Source organism: Streptomyces sp. NPDC006335, assembly GCF_040612795.1.
In the GTDB taxonomy this organism is placed as follows: domain Bacteria; phylum Actinomycetota; class Actinomycetes; order Streptomycetales; family Streptomycetaceae; genus Streptomyces.
Genome location: NZ_JBEXQX010000005.1, coordinates 402,363 through 425,908 on the forward strand (window position 1 = coordinate 402,363; position 23,546 = coordinate 425,908).

Annotated in this window: 23 protein-coding genes; 18 read left to right on the forward strand and 5 right to left on the reverse strand. The window is 72.1% G+C overall.

The features are described 5' to 3' along the window. Positions 1 to 58: 58 nt before the first annotated feature. Positions 59 to 1,585: an SDR family oxidoreductase gene (locus tag ABZ098_RS18010; protein ID WP_356592101.1), complete on the reverse strand. Its 1,527-nt coding sequence runs from the start codon at positions 1,583 to 1,585 to the stop codon at positions 59 to 61. A 291-nt stretch (positions 1,586 to 1,876) separates the two neighbouring features. Here ABZ098_RS18010 and ABZ098_RS18015 point away from each other — a divergent pair, with 291 nt between their 5' ends. Beyond that, positions 1,877 to 2,044, forward strand: coding sequence for a hypothetical protein (locus ABZ098_RS18015; RefSeq protein WP_356592103.1), 168 nt, complete (start codon positions 1,877 to 1,879; stop codon positions 2,042 to 2,044). 44 nt (positions 2,045 to 2,088) lie between these two features. Here ABZ098_RS18015 and ABZ098_RS18020 read toward each other — a convergent pair whose 3' ends face one another. Next, entirely contained in the window at positions 2,089 to 3,009 is a 921-nt protein-coding gene (locus tag ABZ098_RS18020; RefSeq protein ID WP_356592105.1) for a LysR family transcriptional regulator, read from the reverse strand. A 144-nt stretch (positions 3,010 to 3,153) separates the two neighbouring features. Between ABZ098_RS18020 and ABZ098_RS18025 the strand changes: the two genes are divergently transcribed. From ABZ098_RS18025 to ABZ098_RS18055, 7 genes are all read left to right on the forward strand, one after another. Next, a complete protein-coding gene (locus ABZ098_RS18025; RefSeq protein ID WP_350786652.1) occupies positions 3,154 to 3,231 on the forward strand; it encodes a putative leader peptide in 78 nt (25 codons plus the stop codon). Between the two features lie 122 nt (positions 3,232 to 3,353). After that, positions 3,354 to 4,463, forward strand: coding sequence for a dimethylsulfone monooxygenase SfnG (sfnG, locus tag ABZ098_RS18030; RefSeq protein WP_356592107.1), 1,110 nt, complete (start codon positions 3,354 to 3,356; stop codon positions 4,461 to 4,463). 13 nt (positions 4,464 to 4,476) lie between these two features. Continuing rightward, complete coding sequence (locus tag ABZ098_RS18035; RefSeq protein WP_356592109.1) at positions 4,477 to 5,694, forward strand: acyl-CoA dehydrogenase family protein; 1,218 nt, start codon at positions 4,477 to 4,479, stop codon at positions 5,692 to 5,694. A gap of 68 nt (positions 5,695 to 5,762) precedes the next feature. Then, entirely contained in the window at positions 5,763 to 6,317 is a 555-nt protein-coding gene (gene ssuE / locus ABZ098_RS18040; protein WP_356592111.1) for an NADPH-dependent FMN reductase, read from the forward strand. 98 nt (positions 6,318 to 6,415) lie between these two features. Further along, positions 6,416 to 7,588 carry an SfnB family sulfur acquisition oxidoreductase gene (locus tag ABZ098_RS18045; protein WP_356592349.1) on the forward strand — a complete coding sequence of 391 codons (1,173 nt, stop codon included), beginning with the start codon at positions 6,416 to 6,418 and terminating at the stop codon, positions 7,586 to 7,588. A 39-nt stretch (positions 7,589 to 7,627) separates the two neighbouring features. Next, entirely contained in the window at positions 7,628 to 8,773 is a 1,146-nt protein-coding gene (locus ABZ098_RS18050; RefSeq protein WP_356592113.1) for an LLM class flavin-dependent oxidoreductase, read from the forward strand. Positions 8,774 to 8,830: 57 nt separating this feature from the next. Continuing rightward, positions 8,831 to 9,655 (forward strand): alpha/beta hydrolase, encoded by an 825-nt coding sequence (locus tag ABZ098_RS18055; RefSeq protein ID WP_356592115.1) that lies wholly within the window; start codon positions 8,831 to 8,833, stop codon positions 9,653 to 9,655. Here the strand turns inward: ABZ098_RS18055 and ABZ098_RS18060 are convergent. Beyond that, positions 9,652 to 10,698, reverse strand: a complete 1,047-nt coding sequence (locus ABZ098_RS18060; protein ID WP_356592117.1) for an acyl-CoA dehydrogenase family protein — start codon at positions 10,696 to 10,698, stop codon at positions 9,652 to 9,654. The genes ABZ098_RS18055 and ABZ098_RS18060 overlap by 4 nt on opposite strands. A gap of 94 nt (positions 10,699 to 10,792) precedes the next feature. On the opposite strand from ABZ098_RS18060, the gene ABZ098_RS18065 reads away from it, so the two are divergent. The 6 genes from ABZ098_RS18065 (at position 10,793) to ABZ098_RS18090 (ending at position 16,221) form a co-directional block, all read left to right on the forward strand. Next, complete coding sequence (locus ABZ098_RS18065; RefSeq protein WP_356592119.1) at positions 10,793 to 11,149, forward strand: YciI family protein; 357 nt, start codon at positions 10,793 to 10,795, stop codon at positions 11,147 to 11,149. 43 nt (positions 11,150 to 11,192) lie between these two features. Beyond that, positions 11,193 to 12,362 (forward strand): RNA polymerase sigma factor, encoded by a 1,170-nt coding sequence (locus ABZ098_RS18070; RefSeq protein WP_356592121.1) that lies wholly within the window; start codon positions 11,193 to 11,195, stop codon positions 12,360 to 12,362. 165 nt (positions 12,363 to 12,527) lie between these two features. Further along, the gene (locus ABZ098_RS18075) at positions 12,528 to 13,850 is read left to right on the forward strand and encodes an aldehyde dehydrogenase family protein (RefSeq protein WP_356592123.1); all 1,323 of its coding nucleotides are present in this window, start codon (positions 12,528 to 12,530) and stop codon (positions 13,848 to 13,850) included. 161 nt (positions 13,851 to 14,011) lie between these two features. After that, entirely contained in the window at positions 14,012 to 14,752 is a 741-nt protein-coding gene (locus ABZ098_RS18080; RefSeq protein WP_356592125.1) for a tRNA-dependent cyclodipeptide synthase, read from the forward strand. Positions 14,753 to 14,837: 85 nt separating this feature from the next. Then, positions 14,838 to 15,722, forward strand: a complete 885-nt coding sequence (locus tag ABZ098_RS18085) for an NAD(P)-dependent oxidoreductase (RefSeq protein WP_356592127.1) — start codon at positions 14,838 to 14,840, stop codon at positions 15,720 to 15,722. A 76-nt stretch (positions 15,723 to 15,798) separates the two neighbouring features. After that, the gene (locus ABZ098_RS18090) at positions 15,799 to 16,221 is read left to right on the forward strand and encodes a PPOX class F420-dependent oxidoreductase (protein ID WP_356592129.1); all 423 of its coding nucleotides are present in this window, start codon (positions 15,799 to 15,801) and stop codon (positions 16,219 to 16,221) included. 24 nt (positions 16,222 to 16,245) lie between these two features. On the opposite strand, the gene ABZ098_RS18095 is transcribed toward ABZ098_RS18090, so the two are convergent. Further along, entirely contained in the window at positions 16,246 to 17,040 is a 795-nt protein-coding gene (locus ABZ098_RS18095; RefSeq protein ID WP_356592131.1) for an IclR family transcriptional regulator, read from the reverse strand. A 370-nt stretch (positions 17,041 to 17,410) separates the two neighbouring features. Between ABZ098_RS18095 and shiA the strand changes: the two genes are divergently transcribed. From shiA to ABZ098_RS18115, 4 genes are all read left to right on the forward strand, one after another. Next, on the forward strand, positions 17,411 to 18,766 hold the full coding sequence (gene shiA / locus ABZ098_RS18100) for a shikimate transporter (protein ID WP_356592133.1): 1,356 nt from the start codon (positions 17,411 to 17,413) through the stop codon (positions 18,764 to 18,766). 144 nt (positions 18,767 to 18,910) lie between these two features. Then, entirely contained in the window at positions 18,911 to 19,888 is a 978-nt protein-coding gene (locus ABZ098_RS18105; protein ID WP_356592135.1) for an alcohol dehydrogenase catalytic domain-containing protein, read from the forward strand. A gap of 40 nt (positions 19,889 to 19,928) precedes the next feature. After that, positions 19,929 to 21,707, forward strand: a complete 1,779-nt coding sequence (locus ABZ098_RS18110; protein ID WP_356592137.1) for a TIM barrel protein — start codon at positions 19,929 to 19,931, stop codon at positions 21,705 to 21,707. A 52-nt stretch (positions 21,708 to 21,759) separates the two neighbouring features. Next, entirely contained in the window at positions 21,760 to 22,665 is a 906-nt protein-coding gene (locus tag ABZ098_RS18115; protein ID WP_356592139.1) for an aldo/keto reductase, read from the forward strand. Between the two features lie 4 nt (positions 22,666 to 22,669). On the opposite strand, the gene ABZ098_RS18120 is transcribed toward ABZ098_RS18115, so the two are convergent. Further along, the gene (locus ABZ098_RS18120) at positions 22,670 to 23,125 is read right to left on the reverse strand and encodes a pyridoxamine 5'-phosphate oxidase family protein (protein ID WP_356592141.1); all 456 of its coding nucleotides are present in this window, start codon (positions 23,123 to 23,125) and stop codon (positions 22,670 to 22,672) included. Positions 23,126 to 23,546 lie beyond the last annotated feature (421 nt).

Genomic DNA, 23,546 nt, shown 5'->3' on the forward strand with positions numbered 1-23,546 from the left:
GGGTGCAGGGAGAGGCGGGGCTGGGAGGGGTACAGGGAGGAGAGGAGGGGCTGGAGGGTCAGTGGACGGGGGCGTGTTCAGGGGCGCGGGCGGACGAACCCGCCGCGGCGCGGGCGATGTTGCGGGCCATGCCGCCGAAGACGATCGCGTGGAAGGGCGAGACGCTCCACCAGTAGGCCTGGCCGAGCAGACCGTGCGGATGGAACAGGGCGCGTTGCCGGTAGCGGGTGCGGCCGTCCTCGTCGGTCACCACGCCCATCTCCAGCCACGCCAGGCCGGGCAGCCGCATCTCCGCCCGCAGGCGCAGCAGCCTGCCCGGCTCGATCGCCTCCACCCGCCAGAAGTCCAGCGAGTCGCCGACCCGCAGCCGTGCCGCGTCCCGGCGGCCCCGGCGCAGCCCGACGCCGCCCACCAGCCGGTCCAGCCGGCCCCGGACCGCCCACGCGAGCGGGAAGGAGTACCAGCCGTTCTCACCGCCGATGCCTTCCACGACCCGCCACAGCGCCTGCGGCGAGGCGTCGACCAGGAGCTCCCGGTGGTCGCTGTAGAGACTTCCGCCGGCCCAGTCGGGGTCGGTGGGCAGCGGATCACTGGGAGCGCCCGGCACCGACGCGGACGACCATCGGGTGGTGACCCGCGCTTCCCGCACCCTTTGCAGGGCCAGCCGTACGGCGTCGTCGAAGCCGATCGGACGGGTGGGCGGGCCGGGAAGATGGCGGGCGATGTCGTTCTCGTGGCAGACCACCTCGTGCCGCAGGGACTCGGTGAGCGGCCGGGCGATCGACGCGGGCACCGGCGTCACCAGGCCCACCCAGTGGCTGGAGAGGCCGGGCGTGAGTACCGGGACCGGGAGGATGACCCGGCGCGGAAGCCCGGCGATCGCCGCGTACCTGACCATCATCTGCCGGTAGGTCAGCACCTCGGGCCCGCCGACGTCGAAGGCCCGGTTGACGTCCGGCGGCATGCCGGCGGAGGCGACCAGGGCCCGCAGCACATCGCGGACCGCCACGGGCTGGACACGGGTGTGCACCCAGCTCGGGGTGACCATCACGGGGAGGCGTTCGGTCAGGTAGCGCAGCATCTCGAAGGAGGCGGAACCCGAGCCGATGACGACGGCCGCCCGCAGGATCGTGGTCGGGACCCCCGAGTCGAGCAGGAGGCGGGCCACCTCCGCCCGCGAGCGCAGGTGCGGTGAGAGCTCCCGCTCGGGCACGCTCGCCGGGGTGAGCCCGCTGAGGTGCACGATCCGCCGCACCCCCGCTCTTCGGGCCTGCTCCGCGAAGATCCGCGCGGCCCTGCGGTCGGTCTCCTCGAAGCCCTTGCCCGAGCCCATCGCGTGCACCAGGTAGTACGCCACGTCCACCCCGTCCAGGGCCCGTGCGACGGACGCGGCGTCGGTCACGTCACCGGCCACCGCCTCGGCACGGTCGGCCCAGGGGTGGTCGCGCAGCCGGCCGGGGGAGCGGGCCAGACACCGAACGCGGTGACCCGCGTCGAGGAGCTCGGGGACCAGGCGCCCGCCGATGTATCCGGTGGCACCGGTCACCAGGCAACGCTGTCCCGCGCGCGTGTCGTCGTGATCCATCGCCGTCCGCCCTTCCTTTCGCCCCCTCCTGATCACTTCGACCGCCGGGTCCGGATCGGATGCGGCCCGGGGCCGGGAGCGGGGCGCAGACAGGGGCGATCACGTGGCCTCGGCGAACGACCCGTACCCCTCGCCGCATCTCCGCGCCGCCTCCTCGGGCTCACCTCGCGCCGAGGGCCGGTGGCCGACATCCGTCGGTGAGTCACGAAGGCCTGAACATGTACGCCCGAATCCCGGGCAACCGGACTGGTACAAGACGGTTCGTCGGCGATTTTGGAGGTGTCTGCCGCTATGAGCGCGAAGGTGTTGGAGCGGTTTCCAGCGGGAGCTCCGCGCGGATCGTGGCCGGCAGAGGAGTACGCGGCGCAGAGGCGGGCGCAGGGTGAACCCGCGACCGTGGTGATGGATCTCAAGTCGGACGCGTTCCTCGTGGTGGTCCCGGGACGCGACGAGGACTGACCCGGTCCCTGGGGAAAGACGGGCGCCCCAGAAGGGCGGTCGTGCTAGGGGGAGGCGGTCAGCGTCCCTCCCAACTCCCGGGCCCGGCGCACGAACGCCCGGTGCAGGTCCCGCGCCGCCCGCGGCACGGACTCCGTCCTGCGGCGCTGGAGCATCAGCAGCACCCGGGTCGTGACGCCCTCGATCGGCCGGTGGGTGATCGTGCCCCGCCTCTCCAGCGGATCCCCGACCACGCTGAAGTCGGGCAGCACGGTCACCCCCAGCCCCTCGGCCACCATCAGCTTGCCCATCTCCGCGCCGTCCGTGGAGTATGCGAAGGGCACGTCACGCCCCTCCAGCAGCCGGTGGACGAAGCGGTGCATGACATAGCCGGTGCGCATCGCGATCAACGGCTGGGAGAGCAGGTCGTCCACCGGTACCCGCGCATGTGCGGCCAGCGGACTGTCCGGGCGCAGACACACCACCGGCCGCCCGTGCAGCAGTTGGGTGCACTCGAAACCGGCCGGGGTGTCGTCGCCGTCGAGGTGGTTGACCAGCCCCAGGTCGAACCCGCCCTCGGACAGCGCCCGTCGGATGTCCGTCTGCTGCGCGGCGACCACCTCGACCTGGGTGAGCGGATGCGCGGCCCGGAAGTCCTCGACCGCCGGGATGAGCAGCGGCACGGTCGCCGCGTTCACCGTGCCGACGCGGACCATGCGGCTGGTGCGGTGCTGTTCTCCCGCCGCCGACCGCAGCCGGTCCACCGCCTCCAGCACGCCGACGATGTGCGGCAGCAGCTCCCTGCCCTCCGCGCTCATCGTCGCCCCGGACCGCTTGCGCTCCAGCAGGTCGACGCCGAGCTCCCGCTCCAGATTGCGCACGGTCTCGCTCAACGCGGGCTGCGACAGCCGCAGTTCCTCCGCCGCCCGGCGCAGCGAGCCGAGCCGGGTCACCGCGGCGATGTATTCGAGCTGTTCCGTTCGCATGTCCCGCAGAATGCTGGCCTTTTCCCGCCCGGTTCAAGGGTTTCCCTGTCACACGTTCGTGAAATTCAATGGTCCGCGATACGAGACCGGTCGGGTTTTCCTTGACGCCTGTCGCCGCCGACTGTCACGATCGACGGCATGAAGATGCGACTGGACCTCACGCGGCGACGCCATGTCGACCTCGCGCGCGTCTCCAGCGCCTCCTGTTGCGCCGCGGCCTGATCAACCCCCTGCGATCCGCCGCGCTTTCTCCGATTTTCGAGAGTTTCCACGCCTGAATTCCGTGCGCCCGCGCACCCTTTGAATTCGGCGTGCCCGAAAACATTCCGCAACAGGAGTCACGCATGCCTGCCGCGCCCGTCAAATTCGCCTACTGGGTCCCCAACGTCAGCGGAGGACTCGTCACCAGCCGGATCGAGCAACGCACCGACTGGGGTTACGACTACAACCGCGAACTCGCCGTCCTCGCCGAGAGCAACGGTTTCGAGTACGCCCTCAGCCAGGTCCGCTACATGGCCAGCTACGGCGCCGAATACCAGCACGAGTCGACCAGTTTCAGCCTCGCCCTGCTGCTCGCCACCCAGCGCCTGAAGGTCATCGCCGCCGTCCACCCCGGGCTGTGGCACCCCGGGGTCCTCGCCAAGCTCGGCGCCACCGCCGACCACCTCTCCCAGGGCCGCTTCGCGGTGAACGTCGTATCGGGCTGGTTCAAGGGCGAGTTCACCGCCCTCGGCGAGCCCTGGCTGGAGCACGACGAACGTTACCGCCGCTCCGAGGAGTTCATCACCGCCCTGCGGAAGATCTGGACGGAGGACCACGCCGAACTCGCCGGCGACTTCTACCGGTTGCGTGACTTCTCCCTCAAGCCCAAGCCCCTCAACACCGAGGAGCGGCCACACCCGGAGATCTTCCAGGGCGGCAACTCCACCGCCGCCCGGCAGATGGCCGGCCGGGTCTCCGACTGGTACTTCTCCAACGGCAAGGACTTCGACGGGGTGATCGAGCAGCTCACGGACGTCCGCAAGGCCGCTGCCGAAGTAGGCCGCACCGCACCGAAGTTCGGCCTCAACGGCTTCCTCATCGCCCGGGACACCGAGGCCGAGGCCCGCGACACCCTCCGGGAGATCGTCGCCAAGGCCGACAGCGAGGCCGTCGAGGGCTTCGGCGCCGCCGTGAAACAGGCCGGACAGTCCACCGGCGACAAGAAGGGCATGTGGCAGGACTCCTCCTTCGAGGACCTCGTCCAGTACAACGACGGCTTCCGCACCGGCCTCATCGGCACCCCGGAGCAGATCGCCGAGCGGATCGTCGCCTACAAGAAGCTCGGCGTGGATCTCCTGCTGCTCGGCTTCCTGCACTACCACGAGGAGGTCGAGTACTTCGGCAAGCGGGTGCTGCCCCTGGTGCGCGAACTGGAAGCCCAGCTCCCCGAGTCCGTCCCCGCCCACGCCTGAGGAGGTCACCGACATGAGCACCGCCACCCACACCGACTGGCAGACCCGCCCCATCCCCGAGACCGCTCAGGAGTGGATCGCCCGCGCCGCCGAGGTCGCCGCCGTCCTCGCCACCGACGCCGCCGAACGCGACCGCGCCGGCGCCACCCCGTATGCCGAGGTCCAGCTCCTCAAGGACGCCGGCCTCGTCACCCTCCTCGGCCCCACCGACCACGGCGGCGGAGGCCAGAACTGGCCCACCGCCTACCGCGTCGTCCGCGAGATCGCCAAGGCCGACGGCTCCATCGGCCAGCTCCTCGGCTACCACTACCTGTGGTTCTGGGCCGCCCGCCTGGTCGGCACCCGCGAACAGTGGGAGCACGTCGAGGCCGAGGCCTCCCGCAACCGCTGGTTCTTCGGCGGCGCGGTCAACCCGCGCGACAAGGACGTGGTCGTCACCGAGGACGGCGACGACCTCGTCTACACCGGCCGCAAGACCTTCTCCACCGGCAGCAAGGTCTCCGACGTCACCGTCCTCGAAGGCGTCCTGGAGGGCACCGACAGCCACGTCTTCGCGATCGTGCCCTCCGACTCCGAGGGCCTGACCTTCCACGACGACTGGGACAACATCGGCCAGCGCCTCACCGAGAGCGGCGGCGTGACGCTCGACGGCGTCCGCACGCCCTGGTCGTCGGCTGCCGGATACGTCGACAAGGTGTTCCAGCCGCGCGTCTACAACACCCTCAACGTCCCCACCATCCAGCTCGTCTTCGTCAACTTCTACCTCGGCATCGCGGGCGGTGCGCTGGAGACGGCCGCCACCTACACGCGGGAGAAGTCCCGATCCTGGCTGCACGGCGGCTTCGAGCGTGCGGTCGACGAGCCGTACGTCATCGACACCTACGGCGACCTCACCGCCAAGCTGTGGGCGGCCGAGGCCCTCGCCGACGCCGTCGCCGCCGAGGGGCAGAAGCTGCACGACGACCCCGACGCGGTCACCGAGCAGGCACGCGGCGACTTCGAGGTCCGGGTGGCCGCCGTCAAGGCCCGCGCCACCGACGTGGCGCTGGAGGTCTCCAGCCGGATCTTCGAGGTGACGGGCGCCCGCTCCACGGCCACCTCGGAGGGCCTGGACCGGTTCTGGCGCAACGTCCGCACCCACACCCTGCACGACCCGGTCGCGTACAAGCGGCGCGAGGTGGGCCGCTGGGTCCTGGAGGGCGAACTGCCCGAACCCACCTGGTACTCCTGACCGCTTCCCCTGGGGCGCCCCCTCCTGAACAGCGGGCGCCCCGCCTCCCCTCTCCGAAAGAGGACCCCATGGCCACCGTCCTGTCCGTCTCCGGCAGCCCCTCCGCCTCCTCCCGCACCAACCGGCTCCTGCGCCACCTCGACCGGCGCCTGACCGCGCAGGGCCACGAGGTGATCCCGCTCGACGTGCGCACCATCCCCGCCGAGGCCCTGCTCGGCGCCGACTTCCGGCACCCGGCGATCGTCGAGGCGACCGAGCTGTTCGCACGCGCCGACGGGGTCGTCGTCGGCACTCCCGTCTACAAGGCGTCGTACTCCGGAGTCCTCAAGGCCCTGCTGGACCTGCTCCCGCAGTACGCCCTCGCGGGCAAGACGGTGCTGCCCCTGGCCACCGGCGGCTCCACCGCCCACGTCCTGGCCATCGACTACGCGCTCCGTCCGGTCCTCAGCTCCATGGGTGCGGCCCACATCGTGCAGGGCTGGTTCACCCTCGACAAGGACATCAGCGTGCGGGAGGACGGCTCGCTGACCGTCGCTCCCCCCGCGACCGAGGCGCTCACCCAGGTCGTGGACCAGTTCTCGACGGCGCTGGGACGGCGGCCGGTGCTGGCGGCGGCGGGCTGACCGTGACGACCACCCAGGGCACTCAGGCCGCTCAGGCCACCCAGGAGGCCCGGACCGCCCAGGAGACCCGGACCGCCCGGCAGACCCAGGCCGCCCATGTGATCGCCGACGACGCGGAGGCCCTCGCGGTCGCCGCGTCGCTCGCCGAGGAGTTCCGTGCGGGCGCCTCCGCCAGGGACGCCGAACGCAGGCTGCCCCGGGAGGAGTTGGACCGTCTCTCCGCCTCCGGACTGCTCGCGGTCACCGTCCCCGCCGAGCACGGGGGAGCGGACGTGAGCGCGTCCACCCTGGCCGAGATCTTCCGGCTGCTCGCCTCCGCCGACGCGAGCCTCGCCCAGATCCCGCAGAGCCACTTCGCCTACGTCAATGTGATTCGCCGTCAAGGCACCGATGAGCAGCGGAAGTTCTTCTTCGCCGAGCTGCTCGCCGGCCGCCGCTTCGGCAACGCGCAGTCGGAGGCCGGCACCAAACACGTCCAGGACATCCGCACCCGGCTGCACCCGCAGGGCAGCGGCTCGTACCGCCTCGACGGTGTCAAGCACTACTCCACCGGCGCCCTGTTCGCCGACTGGATCCCCGTGCTGGCCCGCGCCGAGGACGACAACCTGCACGTCGCCTACGTGCCCAGGCACGCCCCCGGCCTCACGGTGGTCGACGACTGGGACGGTCTCGGCCAGCGCACGACGGCCAGCGGCACCGTCCGGCTCGAAGGCGTCGAGGTGCCGGCCGACCGGGTCCTGCCTCACCACCTCACCTTCGATGGCCCCCAACTCCACGGAGCGGTCGCTCAGTTGCTGCATGCCGCGATCGACGCCGGGATCGCCGGGGGCGCGCTCGCGGAGGCGGCGGAGTTCGTGCGGACGAAGAGCCGCCCCTGGTTCGAGAGCGGTGTCGACACGGCCGCCGAGGACCCGCTGCTGATCCAGCGCTTCGGTGAACTCGCCCTCCGGGTAAGGGCCTCGGAGGCGCTGCTGCGGGAGGCCGCCCGGACCGTGGAAGCCGCCCGGGCCGACCTCACCGACGACTCGGCGGCCGAGGCGTCCGTCGCGGTCGCCGCCGCCAAGGTGCAGGCGGCCCAGGCGGCGGTGGAGGTGGCGAGCGCCCTCTTCGAGGTCTCCGGTACCCGCTCGGCCCTCGACTCCCTGAACCTGCACCGGCATTGGCGCGACGCCCGCACCCACACCCTGCACGACCCGGCCCGCTGGAAGATCCAGCACATCGGCAGGTACGTGCTCAACGGCACCCGGCCGCCCCGGCACGGCCTCCTCTAGTCAACAGCGAACAGCGGACCTCCCCGATCGGAGACCCACATGTCCCTCACCTTCCACTGGTTCCTGCCCACCAACGGTGACAGCCGTCATGTCGTGGGAGGCGGTCACGGCACGCCCGCCACCGCCTCGGGACGGGACCGGCCGCCGACGGTCGCCTACCTGAGCCAGATCGCCCGGGCCGCCGAGGACCTGGGCTTCGTGGGGGCGCTCACCCCGACCGGCGCCTGGTGCGAGGACGCGTGGCTGACCACCGCGATGGTCAGCCAGCACACCGAGCGCCTGAAGTTCCTGGTGGCCTTCCGTCCCGGGTTCGTCTCACCGACGCTCGCCGCGCAGATGGCCTCCACCTTCCAGCGGCAGACCGGGGGACGGCTGCTGCTCAACGTGGTCACCGGCGGCGAGAACCACGAGCAGCGCGCCTACGGGGACTTCCTCGACAAGGACGCCCGCTACCGCCGCACCGGCGAGTTCCTGAACGTCGTACGGGAGTTGTGGGAGGGCAAGACGGTCGACCTGCACGGGGAGCACCTCCAGGTGGAGGACGCGAAACTGGCGCGGGTGCCCGACCCGGTGCCCCAGGTGTACTTCGGCGGGTCGTCGCCCGTCGCCGGAGAGGTCGCCGCCAAGTACGCCGACGTGTACCTCACCTGGGGCGAGCCGCCCGCGCAGGTCGCCGAGAAGATCGCCTGGGTCCGGGGGCTCGCGGCGGACGAGGGCCGCACCCTGCGCTTCGGGATCCGGCTGCACGTCATCACCCGGGACACCTCCGAACAGGCCTGGGCGGAGGCGGACCGGCTGCTCGCGGGCTTCGACCCGGAGACCGTCAGGTCGGTGCAGGCCGGGCTCGCCCGCAGCGAGTCGGAGGGGCAGCGGCGGATGCTCGCCCTGCACGGCGGCGGCAGCCGGGACGGACTGGAGATCCACCCCAACCTGTGGGCCGGCATCGGCCTGGTGCGCGGCGGCGCGGGCACCGCGCTGGTCGGCAGCCACGACGAGGTCGCCGAGCGGATCAAGGAGTACCACGCCCTCGGCATCGACGAGTTCGTGCTCTCCGGCTACCCGCACCTGGAGGAGGCGTACTGGTTCGGCGAGGGAGTCCTTCCGCGTCTCGCCGAACAGGACCTGTGGCAGCACCCGTTCGGCGATCGGGCCGCGTCCTCGGCGCAGGTGCCGTTCGCGAGCTAGAGCCTCACCACGTACGCTCACGGGTTCGGCCCGCGCATCCGTCGAGAGGAACAGCCCGTGAGCGACTGGCAGTTGACCAGGACCTTCCGCAGCAGCTCCGGTGAGGTCCGCTGGAACAGCCTCGGGGACCCGGGCCGCGACCCGGTCGTCCTCCTCCACGGCACGCCGTTCTCCTCGTACGTGTGGCGTGCCGTGGCCCGCGTCCTCTCCCGGCGCCACCACGTGTTCGTGTGGGACATGCCCGGCTACGGGACCTCGGAGAAGTCCGCGGGCCAGGACGTCTCCCTCGCGGCCCAGAGCAGGGTGTTCACCGAACTCCTGGCGCACTGGGACCTCGACCGGCCCCGGGTGGTGGCCCACGACTTCGGCGGGGCCGTGTCCCTGCGCGCCCATCTGCTGCACGGCGCCCGCTACCCCTCCCTCGCGCTGGTCGACCCGGTCGCGCTGGCCCCCTGGGGAACGCCGTTCTTCCGGCTCGTCGGCGACCACTGCGAGGTCTTCGAGCAGATCCCGCCCACCCTGCACCGGGCCCTCGTCCGCGAGTACGTCAGCTCGGCCAGCAGCCCCGGTCTGCACCCCGCCGTCCACGACCGGCTCGTCGAACCCTGGCTCGGCGACACCGGGCAGCCGGCCTTCTACCGGCAGATCGCCCAGGCCGACCAGCGCCACACCGACGAAGTGCAGGACCAGTACGGCGAGATCGCGGTCCCGACCCTGGTGTGCTGGGGCGAGGACGACACCTGGATCCCCCTCGACAAGGGGCACGAACTCGTCGCCCGCATCCCGGGCGCCCGCCTCGAACCGATTCCGGGCGCCGGTCACCTCGTCCAGGAGGACGCCCCGGCGCACCTGACGGCCGTCCTCGTCGACTTCCTGGCCTAGATCTCCGCCAAGGCGTCCAGATGCGCGCGGCGCACCTGGGTCGTCTGCCCCTGCACGAGGAGGAACATCCCTTCGCGGAACAGGCGTTGGGCCGTCCCGCCGAGGTCCATGGCACGGCCGCCCCCCGCCACCACGGCCGCGGTCGTGGCGGCCCGCATCAGGTCGTACGACCGCGTCTTGAGCGCCAGCCGCTCGGGGACGCGCTCATACGGGACCGGATGCTCGGCCAACGCGTACACCTGCCCGCGGACCTCGTCGAGACGGCCGCGCAGGACGGCCGCTGTCTCCGACTCCCCCGAGTCCTCCAGTACGTGGAGCGCCGCGTACGCCACCCCGAAGACGGCGGGGGAGGCGTTGGTGTTGCGGGGCCGGTCCAGCAGGGCGAACTCCTCCTGCGGGGTACGCAGCACCACCGCGTCCCCGGGCAGCCACAGGCCGTCCAGTGCCAGGGAGACGGTCCGGGCCGCGGTGAGTGCCGCGAGCCGCATCGGTTCCGACGCCCGGAGCCCCGGCTGCTCACGCGCCTCGGTGAACGCGAACACCACCTCGTCGGCTTCCGTCACCCCGGCCAGCAGCATCACGTCGTTCAGGCCCCAGCCCGTGTACCAGGGCACCTTCCCGTCGAACCGCCAGCCGCCCCGCTCGGCCGTCGCCCGCACCGGCACCCGCGGGAACGCGCGCACGTGCGCGAACGCGATCCCCGCCAGCAGCTCGCCGGTCGCCAGCGGCCCGAGCAGTCGCTCCCGCACCGGCAGGTCGGACCGCGCGAGCATCCGCACCGGCGAGTGGTGCTGCGTCTGCACGAACCAGGTGGAGCAGCACGCCCCGGCGAGGATCTCCTGCACCTCCCGCGCCACCGCCTCGGGCGCGCCCGCACCGCCGTACTCGGTGGGCGCGCTCACCCCGAGGAGACCGGAGCGCCTGAGCGCGTCGAGATGACTCGCGGGCACGCCCTCCTGGTCGACGCGCGCCGCGTGCGGGGCGAGGAGCTCGTCCGCGAGGGCGTGGGCGGTGGTGAGGAGCGGGTGCGGTGCGGTGGTCATGCGGAAGATTCTCCCGATCCCCTCGCGCGCGGTGTCGATCCGGGGGTGTGCCGTTCGTGTAGGAGGTGAGACAGACTCACAGGAGGAGAGCGACATGCAGTACTACCTGCTCAACGTCATGCAGCCCGGCTGGGACGAACTGCCCGCCCCCGAGGTGCTGGCCGAGATCGGCAAGCGGCTCGACGTCTTCCACCAGGAGCTCCGCGAGGCCGGGGCCTGGGTCTTCGCCGGAGGACTGCACAGCCCCGACTCCTCGACCGTGCTGCGGCCCCGCGACGGCGATGTGCTGATCACCGACGGGCCGTACGCCGAGGGCAAGGAACAGCTCGGCGGCCTGTGCATCGTGAAGGCACCCGACCTGGACGCCGCCCTGGAGTGGGGACGCAAGGCGGCCCTGGCCACCACCCTGCCCATCGAGGTGCGCCCGTTCCAGCACGAGTCCGAGGACTGATGACCCCGGGCGCCCAGAGCGTCCTCCGCGGGGAGGCGGACCCATGACCTTCGACATCGAGGATGTCTTCCGCGCGGAGTACGGCCGCGCGGTCGCCGTCCTCGTCCGCCTCCTCGGCGACATCGACCTCGCCGAGAAAGCGGTCCAGGACGCCTTCACCACGGCTGTGCGGCGCTGGCCGGAGACCGGTGTGCCGCCCAGCCCGGCCGGCTGGATCATCACCACCGCCCGCAACCGCGCGATCGACCGGCTGCGCCGCGAGTCCACCCGGCAGGCCCGCCACGCCGAAGCCGCCCTGCTGCACGCACCCGACGCACCGCCCGAGGAGGGCCCCGTGCGCGACGAACGGCTCCGCCTGATCTTCACGTGCTGCCACCCCGCGCTCGCGCCCCAGGCCCAGGTCGCCCTCACCCTCAGGCTGCTCGGCGGCCTGACCACCGCGCAGATCGCCCGCGCCTTCCTGGTCCCCGAGCCGACGATGGCCCAGCGCCTCGTCCGCGCCAAGGCCAAGATCCGCGACGCCCGCATCCCCTACCGCGTCCCCCGCGACGCCGACCTCCCCGACCGGCTGGGGGGCGTGCTCGCCGTCGTCTACCTCATCTTCAACGAGGGCTACGACGGCACACCCGAACTGTGCGCCGAGGCCGTACGCCTTGGCCGGCTGCTGACCGAGCTGATGCCGGACGAGCCCGAGGCCACCGGTCTGCTCGCGCTGATGCTGCTCGTCGAGTCCCGCCGCGCCGCCCGCACCGGCGCCGACGGCGCACTCGTACCGCTGTCCGAGCAGGACCCCGGCCGCTGGGACCGGGCGCTCATCGCCGAGGGACAGTCACTCGTGCGGCGGTGCCTGCGCCGCAACCGGCCGGGGCCGTACCAGATCCAGGCCGCCATCCAGGCCGTCCACAGCGACGCGCCCACCGACTGGGGGCAGGTCCGCCGGCTGTACGACCAGCTCATGGCCGTGGCTCCGAGCCCTGTCGTGGCCCTGAACCGCGCGGTCGCCGTGGCCGAGACCGAGGGACCCGCGCGGGCCCTCGCCCTGGTGGACGCCCTTGACCTCGACGGCTACCACGTCCTCCACGCCGTCCGGGCCGACCTGCTGCGCCGGCTCGGGCGCGGCACGGAAGCCGCGGACGCCTACGCGAAGGCCGCGGAACTCACCGGGAACCCGGCGGAGCGCGCCTATCTCGAACACCGTCGCCGATCGCTGTGACATGGGCGCGGAAGCCGGGACCGACCTCGTCCGGAGGGAGTGAGGGACCTCGTCCCGGAAAGGAGTGACGGTGGCCGGGAATTTACCCGGCCACGAAAAGGTTGCAATATACATCCGACCGTCGAGATCCAGGCCGCAAGGCCCGCGCACCCCAGCGAGGCATCCGTGAACCACCCCGCCCCCGAGCAGCCCGCCGACGTTGTCGCCCGCCTGCGGGCCACCTTCCGCAGCGGCCGCACCAAGCCCGTCGAATGGCGTACGACCCAGCTTCGCCGGCTGCGCGAGATGCTCACGGAGAACGGCACCGACCTGGCCGCAGCCCTCCACGCCGACCTGGGCAAGAGCTCCACGGAGGCCTTCCGCACCGAGATCGACTTCACGATCCGCGAGATCGACCACACCCTGGACCACCTCACCGACTGGCTGCGCCCCGAGTCCGCCCCGGTACCGGCCCACCTCGGCGCCGACGCGACCGCCTGGACGCAGTACGACCCGCTCGGTGTGGTTCTCGTCATCGCCCCCTGGAACTACCCCGCCCAGCTGCTGCTCGCCCCGGTGGTCGGCGCCCTCGCCTCGGGCAACGCCGTGGTCGCCAAGCCCAGCGAACTGGCCCCCGCCACCTCGGCCGCCGTGGCCCGGCTGCTCCCCGCCTACCTGGACACGGACGCCGTCGCCGTCGTCGAGGGCGGCGTCCCCGAGACCACGGCGCTGCTGGCCGAGCGCTTCGACCACATCTTCTACACCGGCAACGGCACGGTCGGCCGCATCGTCCTGCGCGCCGCCGCCGAACACCTCACCCCGGTCACCCTCGAACTCGGCGGCAAGTCCCCGGCGTTCGTCGACCGCGACGCCGACCTCACCGTCGTCGCCGACCGCCTGGTCCGCGGCAAGTTCCTCAACGCCGGACAGACCTGCGTCGCCCCCGACTACGTCCTCACCGACCCGGAGACGGCGGCCGCCCTGGAACCGCTGCTGAAGAAGGCCGTCGACACCCTGTTCGGCAGCGACCCCGCCGACTCCGGCGAGTACGGCCGCATCATCAACGAACGGCACTTTGACCGCCTCACCGGCCTGCTCGACTCGGGCCGCACGGTCGTGGGCGGCGCGAGCGACCGTACGACCAAGTACATCGCGCCCACCGTCCTCGCCGACGTCGACCCCAAGGCCCCGGTCATGCAGGAGGAGATCTTCGGCCCGATCCTGCCGATCGTCACCGTGCCAGACCTCGACGCCGCCATCGACTTCATCAACGACCGGGACAAGCCCCTCGCCCTGTACGTCTTCACCGACTCCGACACCACCCGCCGCCGCATCGCCGACGAGACCTCCTCCGGCGGCCTCGGCTACGGCCTGCCCCTCGCCCATCTCACCGTCTCCGACCTGCCGTTCGGCGGGGTCGGGGAGAGCGGCATGGGCAACTACCACGGCCGCTGGTCCATCGAGACCTTCAGCCACCGCAAGGCGATCCTGGAGAAGCCGCTCGGCTAGTCGCCGGCCGCGCCGCGGCCCGTCAGGCCCACCGGGACCGACGGGCCGTCGGCGCGTTCCGCACCCCGGTGGGGCAACGGGACCACCGGTTGCTTCTAGTCTCGATGCCGACGACCGGAGCACCATGGCGCGCTGTCCGCGCGGAAGACGGGGGAGTACCGATGCACGACTGGGCGATGCCGACGGCCTCGGCACCCTCGACCGCTGCACGCCCGGGGGACGGCTTCCTCGCCACCCCCTTCTCCGAGCGCTGCGCGGGCCTCGTCGACGCCGGACACCACGTGTTCCTCGGCATCAGCCCCGGCAACGGCTACTTCTCCGAGGACCGGCTCGTCGCGCTGCTGCGCTGGGCCGCCGCCCGCTTCACCCGCGTCGAGATCGCCCACCCCGACCCCGGCACCGTCGCCCGCACCTACCTCGGCCGGGGCTACGAACCACCGCACGCCCGCGCCCGCGCCCGCCGGGACGTACGCCAGACGGCCAACCGGATCTCCCGTGCCGTGACCGCCGTGCGGATCGACCCGGCCCGGCTGCGGGTCGCACGGTTCTCCGACTTCTACGACACCCCCGCCTACCGTGCCGCCCTGGAGCGCGTCACCCGCGCACACCAGGAGCAGCCCGCGTTCCACGCCACCTGCACCCGCATGGTCACCGGCGTCCTGCGCACCACCATGCCCGCCGACTGGACCCCGAGCGCCGACCAACTGACCGTCGGAGCCGAGTACTTGGACCGTGAGCTGCCCTTCCTCCTCGACACCCCGGCCATCCTCGGCGTACCGGCGTCCGTCTTCGCCTACCGCGCCACCCCGGCCCTGGCGGGCTTCCTCTACGGCCCCCACGCGCCGCTCCCGGCCGCGGACACGCAGGGATTCGTCACCCTGGAACCGCTTCCGGCAGCATGATCACCCCCCGTCGGGCTCGTCCGGACCGCTTCCGGCAAGCTCGGTGACCGGCAGAACAACCGCACCCTTGTATGGAGTTGACGTCATGACCGACAAGCTCACCGTGAGCGTCCTGGGCACCGGCATCATGGGTGCCGCGATGGCCCGCAACCTCGCCCGCGCCGGACACACCGTCCGCGCCTGGAACCGCAGCCCGGACAAGGCCCAGCCGCTGACCGCGGACGGTGTCGAGATCGCCGGCACCCCCACTGAGGCCGTGCGCGGCGCCGACGTCGTCCTGACCATGCTGTACGACGGCCCCGCGGCCCTGGACGTGATGCGCCAGGCCGCCGAGGGGCTCCGGCCGGGCATCGCCTGGGTGCAGTCGACCACCGCCGGCATCGAGGCGATCGCCGACCTGGCCGCCTTCGCCCGCGAGCACCGACTGGTCTTCTTCGACGCCCCCGTGCTGGGCACCCGGCAGCCCGCCGAGGCCGGTCAGCTCCTGGTCCTCGCGGCCGGACCGGTCGACGGGCGCGGCGCGGTGACCCCCGTCTTCGACGCGGTCGGCGCCCGCACGGTGTGGACCGGCGAGGACGGCGCCGAGGGCAGCGCTACCCGGCTGAAGCTGGTGGCCAACAGCTGGGTGCTCGCGGTGACCAACGCGGCCGGTGAGGCCCTCGCCCTCGCGAAGGCCCTCGGTGTGGACCCGCAGGGCTTCTTCGACGCCATCGACGGCGGCCCCCTCGACATGGGTTACCTGCGGGCCAAGTCGGGCCTGGTGCTCAACGACCAGTTGTCGCCGGCCCAGTTCGCGGTCTCCACCGCCGCCAAGGACGCCCGGCTGATCGTCGAGGCCGGTGAGCGCAGCGGAGTCCGCCTGGACGTGGCCGCCGCGAGCGCCGAGCGCTTCGAGCGGGCCGCAGCCCAGGGCCACGGCGACGAGGACATGGCCGCCGCCTACTTCGCGAGCTTCGACGAAAAGGCCTGACCCGGAGACCGGAGCACCTGAATCGAGACCGGAACACCCACCCGCGACCGGAACGCCCGACCCCGAGGAGGCCCCCATGTCCAAGCCCCCGCTGCCGCCCGCGGCCGTGGAACTGCTGCGCCGCCCCAACCCCTGCGTGATGGCGACCCTGCGCTCCGACGGCACGCCGGTGTCGACGCCCACCTGGTACCTCTGGGAGGACGGCCGTGTCCTGATCAACCTGGACGAGGGCCGGGTCCGGCTGCGGCACCTGCGCCGCGACCCGCGCGTCACCCTCACCGTTCTGGACGGCGACGACTGGTACACGCACATCACGCTCATCGGTCGCGTGGCCGAGACGTACGAGGACAAGGACCTCACCGACATCGACCGCCTCTCCACCCACTACGGCGGCCGTCCCTACCCGAACCGCGTCCGGGGTCGCGTCAGCGCCTGGATCGAGGTCGAGCGCTGGCACGGCTGGGGCGAGATGAAGGACAACGACCAGGCGTCCGGCTGACGACACGCCCCCGCAGGCCGTGCGTCAGGTGTCGCTGCTCAGCGGGTGGGTGAAGCCCTGGCCGGAGATGAGGCGGGCGCCTTCCGCGAGCTCCGTGGCGAACCGCTCGACGGCCTCGTAGGGGAAGCGGTGGCTGGGGCCGCTCAGGGAGAGGGAGGCGACGACCCTGCCCGTGCGGCCCGTCACCGGGACCGCCACGGCGGTGAGCCCCTCGTCGAACTCGCTGCTGCTGACGGCGTAGCCGCGCTCGGCGGCCTCCGCCGCCCAGGTCCTGAGCCGCCCGGCGTGCTCCTCGCCCTGCGGGGAGGCGGCCGCCACCCGGCGCAGGAACACCTCGGAGGCATCCTGGAGGAGGATCTTCGAGGAGGCGCCGGCCCACAGCGGCTGCTCGTCGCCGACGTCGACGACATGGCGCAGCGGATGCGGACTCTCCTCGTGGGCGACGCAGATGCGGTGGACGCCCCGGGCGACGAACAGGTTGACGGTCTCGCCGAGCCGGTCCGCGAGATCACGCATGACCTTCCGAGTCTCCTGCGGCACCTCCCACTGGCTGCGCGCGAGATAGGCCCAGCGCCACAGCGCGGGCCCCGCGGTGTAACCGGACGGGTGCGAGCCCAGCAGGCCGGTCTCCTCCAGGGTCTGCACCAGCCGCAGGGCGGTCGTCTTGGCCAGCCCGGTCGCCGCGGTGATCTCCCGCAGCGTGACGACGGGCCGGTCCTCGGTGAGCAGGGTGAGGATGTCGAAGGCCCGCCGCACGCTGCGCACCCCGCCCGCCTGCTGGTCGGCGTCGCCCCCCGCCGACGTCTGTCCGTCGCTCACCCGCTGCCTCCCCGTGGTCTGCCTGTGGCCCTCAGCCCCTGCTGCTACCGACCGTAGTCCGCTCTGCGGACCAGGGGAAACCGGGACACCGAAGAAATACTGCCGCACCTCTTGATGCCGGGAGAAGCCACGTTTTATCGTGCCGCTCACCGGTCCTGGAGATCCGCACAGTGGACTTCCGGGCTCAAGGGTCGCCGCCCGAACCGCCGTGGCGCCGACCCGGTCCGTACGCGACGGCGCGCTCGCACCCAGGCTGCGTCCAGGCGTCACGACCGTCCCCACCGCAGCCATCCCCGCAGTGGTCCCGTGCCGTGCACCGCTCGCACGGCACGCGAGACCACTGCCCAGTGCATCCGACGGAGTGTGTGAGATGAGCAGTACGCAGCGGGCGAGCCGGGCCGACGGCGCCGGAGGATCCGGCCCCGCCAGGCGGGCGGCGATCGCGAGCTTCATGGGAGCCGTCGTCGACTGGTACGACTTCTTCCTCTACGGCATCGTCGCGGGTCTCCTCTTCGGGGACCTGTTCTTCCCCGACGCCTCCCCGGCCGTGGGCACCCTCGCCGCCTGGGCCACCTTCGGCGTCGGTTTCCTCTTCCGGCCGCTGGGCGGCATCGTCTTCGGCCACTTCGGCGACCGCCTGGGCCGCAAACGCATGCTCGTCCTGACCATGCTCGTCATGGGCCTGGCCAGCACCCTGATCGGCGCCCTGCCCACCTACGCCCAGGCAGGCGTCTGGGCGCCCGTCCTGCTGGTCCTGCTGCGCGCCACCCAGGGCTTCGCGGTCGGCGGCGAATGGGGCGGCGCCGCTCTCATGGCGGTGGAGAACGCACCCCGCAAGTGGCGTTCCCTCTACAGCAGCGGCGTCCAGGTCGGCGCCTCCGTCGGTCTGCTGCTGGCCACCCTGATCACCAAGGTCATGTCGGGCACCACCTCCGACGCGGCCTTCCGTGCCTGGGGCTGGCGCATCCCCTTCCTGGTGAGCGCGGCCCTCGTGATCGTCGGCCTGGTCATCCGGGCCAGGGTCGAGGAGTCCCCGGTCTTCACCGAGAAGGTCGCCGCACAGCCGCGGGCCACCAGGCCCCGCCTTCCGCTGGTCGCCGCGGTCCGCTCCAACCCGTCCGGCTTCTTCGCCATCATCGGCCTGCGCTTCGTCGAACTGTTCACCTTCTACGGCGTCACCACCTTCGGCCTCTCCTACGGCACCGACGAGCTCGGCATGAACCGGGACAGCCTGCTCGACGTCAACCTCGCGGTCGGTGGCCTGGCCGTGGTCACCATCCCGGCCTTCGCCTACCTCGCCGACCGGTACGGCCGCCGCCGCGTGTACTGCTGGGGCGCCCTGATCGGGGCGGTGAGCGCGGTGCCGTACTTCTGGGCGATGGAGTCCGGCTCGATGCTGCTGATCGTGGTGTGCGCGGTGCTGCTGGTGAACGTGGCCCACGACATGGCCGTCTCGGTCCAGCAGTCGCTGTTCACCGACATGTTCGGGCCCGAGTACCGCTACAGCGGTGCCGGTGTGGGCTACCAGCTCGCCAGTGCGGTGGGCGGCGGCTTCACCCCGCTCATCGCCGGTTCGCTGGTCATCTGGGCCGGCGGCGGCTGGTCGCTGGTGGCCGCGTACGTCGCCCTGGGGTGCCTGGTCTCGTTCCTGATCGCGCTGCGGCTGCCCGGCGTGGACACGGCCAAGGCGTCGGCCGCCGTACCCGAGGAGGCCGCGGCGGTCTGAGCGACCGACAGAAGGGGGGCCGGTCGAACCTGCGACCGGCCCCCCTTCCGTTTCCGTCCGCAGGCCTTGTCCGCGCAGCCGGGGCCGCCTAGGCTGACCGCACAGTGGATCGTTAGGACCATCTAGTGGTCATTTGGAGCTCCAGTGAAAGCAGCAGTCCTCACGGCACCGGGACGGATCGAGACGGTCGACGACTGGCCGGAGCCGGTCTGCGGACCCGGCGAAGTGATCGTGGAGACGCACGGAGTCGGGCTGTGCGGCTCGGACTTGGCCGTGTTCCACGGCAAAAGGGTCCCGCCGGCCACCCCGTGGGTCATGGGCCACGAGGGATTCGGCCGGATCGTGGGCGTCGGAGCGGCCGCGCCGGACCACCTGGTGGGCCGGCGGGTCGTGATCGAGCCCAACTACGCCTGCCTCAAGTGTGCCGACTGCCTCACCGGCCTGACCTCCGCCTGCCCCCACCGCGCGATCATCGGTCTGAACGCACCCGGCGTCCTCGCCGAACGCGTCGCCGTCCCCGCCCCCTTCGCCCACCCCGTGCCCGAGGGACCCGCCGACGCGGACCTCGCCTGTGCCGAGCCCTACACCGTCGCTCGCGCCGCGGTCCGCCGCAGCGGCGTCACGGACCGGGACCGCTGCCTGGTCGTCGGCGCCGGAGCCCAGGGCCTGCTGCTGTGTCTCATCCTGTCCCGCCTCGGCATCACGCCCGTCGTCACCGAGCCCCACCCCCGGCGTCTGGAACGGGCGGTACGGCTCGGCGCCGTCGCCGACGACGGCCGTGCGGGATTCACGTACGTCTTCGAGACCTCCGGGTACGCGCCCGCCCTGCGCCCCGCCGTGGACCGGGCCGTCCCCGGAGCCACGGTCGTGCTCGTCGGCCTCAACGCCGAGCGGCTGCCGTTGACCACCGACGACGTGGTCCGGCGCCAGCTGGTGCTGCGCGGCTCGATGATCTACGACCACCCCGGCGACTTCACCGCCGCCATGACCGAACTGCCGGACGCACGCCCCGGAGTCGTGGTCGAGGCCCGCTTCCCGCTCGCACGGGCGCAGGAGGCCTTCGCCGGGGCCGCCGGACGGGCCGGCAAGACCTGGATCGACCTCGGGAGCGCGTATGCGTAGGGCCTCCGGAGCGAGCAGGCACAACACCCCGGGAGCGAGCATGCGCAAGTCCATCGCCACCGTGTGCCTCAGCGGCACCCTCACCGAGAAGCTGACGGCCGCCTCACAGGCCGGCTTCGACGGCGTCGAGATCTTCGAGAACGACCTCCTCGCGAGCCCCCTCGCCCCCGAGGAGATCGCCGCCCGCACGGCCGACCTGGGCCTGCGCATCGACCTCTACCAGCCGATGCGGGACATCGAGGCCGTCCCGGAGGAGATCTTCGCCCGCAACCTGAGGCGGGCCCGGCACAAGTTCGAGCTGATGCGCAGGCTCGGCGCGGACACCGTCCTCGTCTGTTCCAGCGTCTCCCCGCACGCCGTGGACGACGACGCCCTCGCGGCCGAGCACCTGAGCCGACTGGCCGACCTGGCCCGAGAGTCCGGCATCCGGGTCGCCTACGAGGCACTGGCGTGGGGACGGCACGTCAGCACGTACGACCACGCCTGGAATATCGTCCGGGCCGCGGACCACCCGGCGCTCGGCACCTGCCTGGACAGCTTCCACATCCTCTCCAGGGGCTCCGACCTCAAGGGCATCGAGGACATCCCCGGTGACAAGATCTTCTTCCTCCAGCTCGCCGACGCCCCGCTGATGGCCATGGACGTCCTCCAGTGGAGCCGCCACTACCGCTGCTTCCCGGGCCAGGGCGGATTCGACGTCGCCGGACTCCTGCGGCACGTCCTGAGCGCCGGATACGGAGGCCCGCTGTCCCTGGAGGTCTTCAACGACGTCTTCCGCCAGGCGGACGCGGGCCGCACGGCGCTGGACGGACTGCGCTCCCTGCTCGCCCTGGAGGAGAGCGCCGGCGTCTCCCCACTCCCGGCCCCGGTCACCCCCTCCGCCGTCGCCTTCGCCGAACTCGCCACCAGCGACCCCGAACCCGTCGGCGAACTCCTCACGGCTCTCGGCTTCACCCGCACCGCCCGCCACCACGGCAATCCGGTCGACCTCTGGGAACAGGGCGAGGCCCGCGTCCTGGTCAACACGGGCACCACCGGCCGCCGCACCGACACCACCCTGGCCGCCGTGGGCCTGGAGACGGCGGACCCGGCGGCCTCCGCGCGACGGGCGGAGGCCCTGCTCGCGCCCGCCCTGCCCAAGCGCCGTGCCGCACAGGACGTTCCGCTGGAGTCGATCGCGGCCCCCGACGGCACCGAAGTCCTGTTCTGCGCCACCGGCCGTCCCGAACTCCCCAGCTGGACCGCCGACTTCGCGTACACCGCCGAGCGCGCGACCGCGGCTGCCCTCGCCATCGACCACCTCGCGCTGACCCAGCCCTGGCACCACTTCGACGAAGCGGTGCTCTTCCACCGCGCGGTGCTGGGCCTCAGCCCGCACGACACCGTCGAACTCGCCGACCCCTACGGCCTGTTCCGCAGCCGTGCCCTGTCCGCCTCCTCCGACGGGCCCCGGCTGGTCCTCAACCTCGCGCCCACGCCGGAGGAGGACGGTGCGAGGGGTGCCCGGCACGTGGCGTTCGCCGTCGACGACATCGTCACCGCCGTCCGCCGCTTCCGGGCGGCCGGGGCCGGGCTGCTGCACATCCCGGCGAACTACTACGACGATCTGGAGGCCCGGTTCGACTTCGCCGAGGGGGAGTTGGGCACGTATCGCGAGCTGGGCATCCTCTACGACCGCGACGAGCGTGGCGGCGAGTTCCGGCACTGCTACACCGAGACGGTCGGCCATGTCTTCTTCGAGTTCGTGCAGCGCTCCGGCGGCTACGCCGGGTTCGGTGCGGCCAACGCGCACATCCGGCTGGCCGCCCAGCGGAGGTAGGAGTTCGGAAAGTGCCGACCGGTGCGAGCGGGAGGTGTGCCATCATCCGCCGATGACCTCCAAAACGATCACCGCGGACGCGGCAGGCACCTGGACACTCGGCGATCTCACCGTCAACCGCGTCGGCTTCGGCGCGATGCGGCTGACCGGCAGCGCGGCCTTCCACCTCGGCACCCCGAGCGACCGGGAGCGGTCGATCGCCGTGCTGCACAGGGCGAGGGAACTCGGCGTCAACCACATCGACACGGCGGCCTTCTACTTCTCCTCACTGCGCTCCGCCAACGAGATCATCAACAGCGCGCTGTCCCCGTACCCCGACGACCTCGTCATCGTCACCAAGGTCGGCCCGTTCCGCAACTACTCGGGCGAGTGGGGCACTTCGGCCCGGCCGGACGACCTGCGCGGCCATGTCGAGGAGAACCTGCGCCAGTTGGGCCGCGACCACCTCGACGTCGTGAACCTGCGGCGAATGCGCCAGGACTCGATCGCCGAGCACTTCGGGGCCCTCGCCGAACTGCGCGAGGAGGGCCTGATCCGGCACCTCGGCATCTCCGACGTCGAGCCCCGCCATCTCGCCGAGGCGCAGGCGATCGCGCCGGTGGTGTGCGTGCAGAACCGGTTCGGGCTCGACTCCCGCAACCCCGACACCGCCGAGATACTGCGGATCTGCGGCGAACAGGGCATCGCCTTCGTGCCGTTCTTCGCGATCGCGGGGGAGGGCGGCTCCCACGGCGCCACCGCCGGCCACGACGAGGCGGTCCTGGCCGTCGCACGGGCGCACGACGCGACGCCCGCCCAGGTCAGGCTCGCCTGGACGCTCGCCCAGGGCCCGCACGTCCTCGCCATCCCCGGCACCGGCAACCCCGACCACCTCGCCGAGAACATCGCGGCGGGCGCGCTGAGGCTCACCGGTGACGAGCTGGACATCCTGAACTCACGTCGTCAGAAGTCGGGTTGAGCGGTCAGACCACCCACACGCCGTCCTCCATGACATGCCGTCCGCGCATCTCGTGCACGCCGTTGAGGGCCTGCACGGTGTGCGGGCGCACCTGGAAGAAGGCGTAGGAGGCGCTGTCCTCGCGCGGATCCCAGCCCGTCTTCGCCTTGAAGGCCTCGATCGCCGCGGCCGGCACGTCCTGCCCGCCGTACGTGCGTACCTCCCCGTCGATGAGCACCACGTCCTGGGTGTCCCCGAACGCCAGCCGGGTACGGCCGCCGTCGCGCAAGTTGCGGCCCGTGGGATTGGTGATCCGCGTGGACAGCCAGACGGACTCGCCGTCCCAGACGAACCACAGCGCGACCAGACACGGCAGCCCGCCGGCGTCCGCCGAGGCCACCCAGATGTCCGTCTCCCGCTCCAGCCGGTCCAGTACGTCACGCTTGCGTTGTCCGGCGCTGCGGCTCTCGGTGATCGTCATGCCCGGGACGCTACCGGCCCCCTCCCCCCGCCGCCTCGGCCCCCAGCCCTACGACCACGGACCGAGTACCCCCAACTGCCCGAACAGGCCCAACCCCAGAAATCCCCGTCCGCATTGCCTTCATGGGCCGGCGGCTGCACTGGATGTGCCGGTTCGCGTGCCGGTGGCCGCGCACGGGCGTGCCGCACATCTTCGGGGGCCCGTTCGCTCGTCGGGGTGCCCGACGTGCCTTCGGGGGGCCCGGCCATGCCGTCGGCTCGGGGTCGGCGGCCCGACTGGATGTGCCGGTTCGTGTGCCGGTGGCCGCGCACGGGCATGCCGCGGTTCTTCGGGGGCCCGTTCGCTCGTCGGGGTGCCCGACGTGCCTTCGGGGGGCCCGGCCATGCCGTCGGCTCGGGGTCGGCGGCCCGACTGGATGTGC

Bases quoted from the DNA above. Each gene is read 5' to 3' on its own strand.
- ABZ098_RS18110 (WP_356592137.1), top strand. From the start codon at position 19,929: ATGCGCAAGTCCATCGCCACCGTGTGCCTCAGCGGCACCCTCACCGAG.
- shiA (WP_356592133.1), top strand. From the start codon at position 17,411: ATGAGCAGTACGCAGCGGGCGAGCCGGGCCGACGGCGCCGGAGGATCC.
- ABZ098_RS18120 (WP_356592141.1), bottom strand. From the start codon at position 23,125: ATGACGATCACCGAGAGCCGCAGCGCCGGACAACGCAAGCGTGACGTA.
- ABZ098_RS18060 (WP_356592117.1), bottom strand. From the start codon at position 10,698: ATGACCACCGCACCGCACCCGCTCCTCACCACCGCCCACGCCCTCGCG.
- ABZ098_RS18070 (WP_356592121.1), top strand. From the start codon at position 11,193: ATGACCTTCGACATCGAGGATGTCTTCCGCGCGGAGTACGGCCGCGCG.
- ABZ098_RS18010 (WP_356592101.1), bottom strand. From the start codon at position 1,585: ATGGATCACGACGACACGCGCGCGGGACAGCGTTGCCTGGTGACCGGT.
- ABZ098_RS18035 (WP_356592109.1), top strand. From the start codon at position 4,477: ATGAGCACCGCCACCCACACCGACTGGCAGACCCGCCCCATCCCCGAG.
- ABZ098_RS18015 (WP_356592103.1), top strand. From the start codon at position 1,877: ATGAGCGCGAAGGTGTTGGAGCGGTTTCCAGCGGGAGCTCCGCGCGGA.
- ABZ098_RS18115 (WP_356592139.1), top strand. From the start codon at position 21,760: ATGACCTCCAAAACGATCACCGCGGACGCGGCAGGCACCTGGACACTC.
- ABZ098_RS18090 (WP_356592129.1), top strand. From the start codon at position 15,799: ATGTCCAAGCCCCCGCTGCCGCCCGCGGCCGTGGAACTGCTGCGCCGC.
- sfnG (WP_356592107.1), top strand. From the start codon at position 3,354: ATGCCTGCCGCGCCCGTCAAATTCGCCTACTGGGTCCCCAACGTCAGC.
- ABZ098_RS18050 (WP_356592113.1), top strand. From the start codon at position 7,628: ATGTCCCTCACCTTCCACTGGTTCCTGCCCACCAACGGTGACAGCCGT.
- ABZ098_RS18020 (WP_356592105.1), bottom strand. From the start codon at position 3,009: ATGCGAACGGAACAGCTCGAATACATCGCCGCGGTGACCCGGCTCGGC.
- ABZ098_RS18065 (WP_356592119.1), top strand. From the start codon at position 10,793: ATGCAGTACTACCTGCTCAACGTCATGCAGCCCGGCTGGGACGAACTG.
- ABZ098_RS18085 (WP_356592127.1), top strand. From the start codon at position 14,838: ATGACCGACAAGCTCACCGTGAGCGTCCTGGGCACCGGCATCATGGGT.
- ABZ098_RS18080 (WP_356592125.1), top strand. From the start codon at position 14,012: ATGCACGACTGGGCGATGCCGACGGCCTCGGCACCCTCGACCGCTGCA.
- ABZ098_RS18025 (WP_350786652.1), top strand. From the start codon at position 3,154: ATGCGACTGGACCTCACGCGGCGACGCCATGTCGACCTCGCGCGCGTC.
- ssuE (WP_356592111.1), top strand. From the start codon at position 5,763: ATGGCCACCGTCCTGTCCGTCTCCGGCAGCCCCTCCGCCTCCTCCCGC.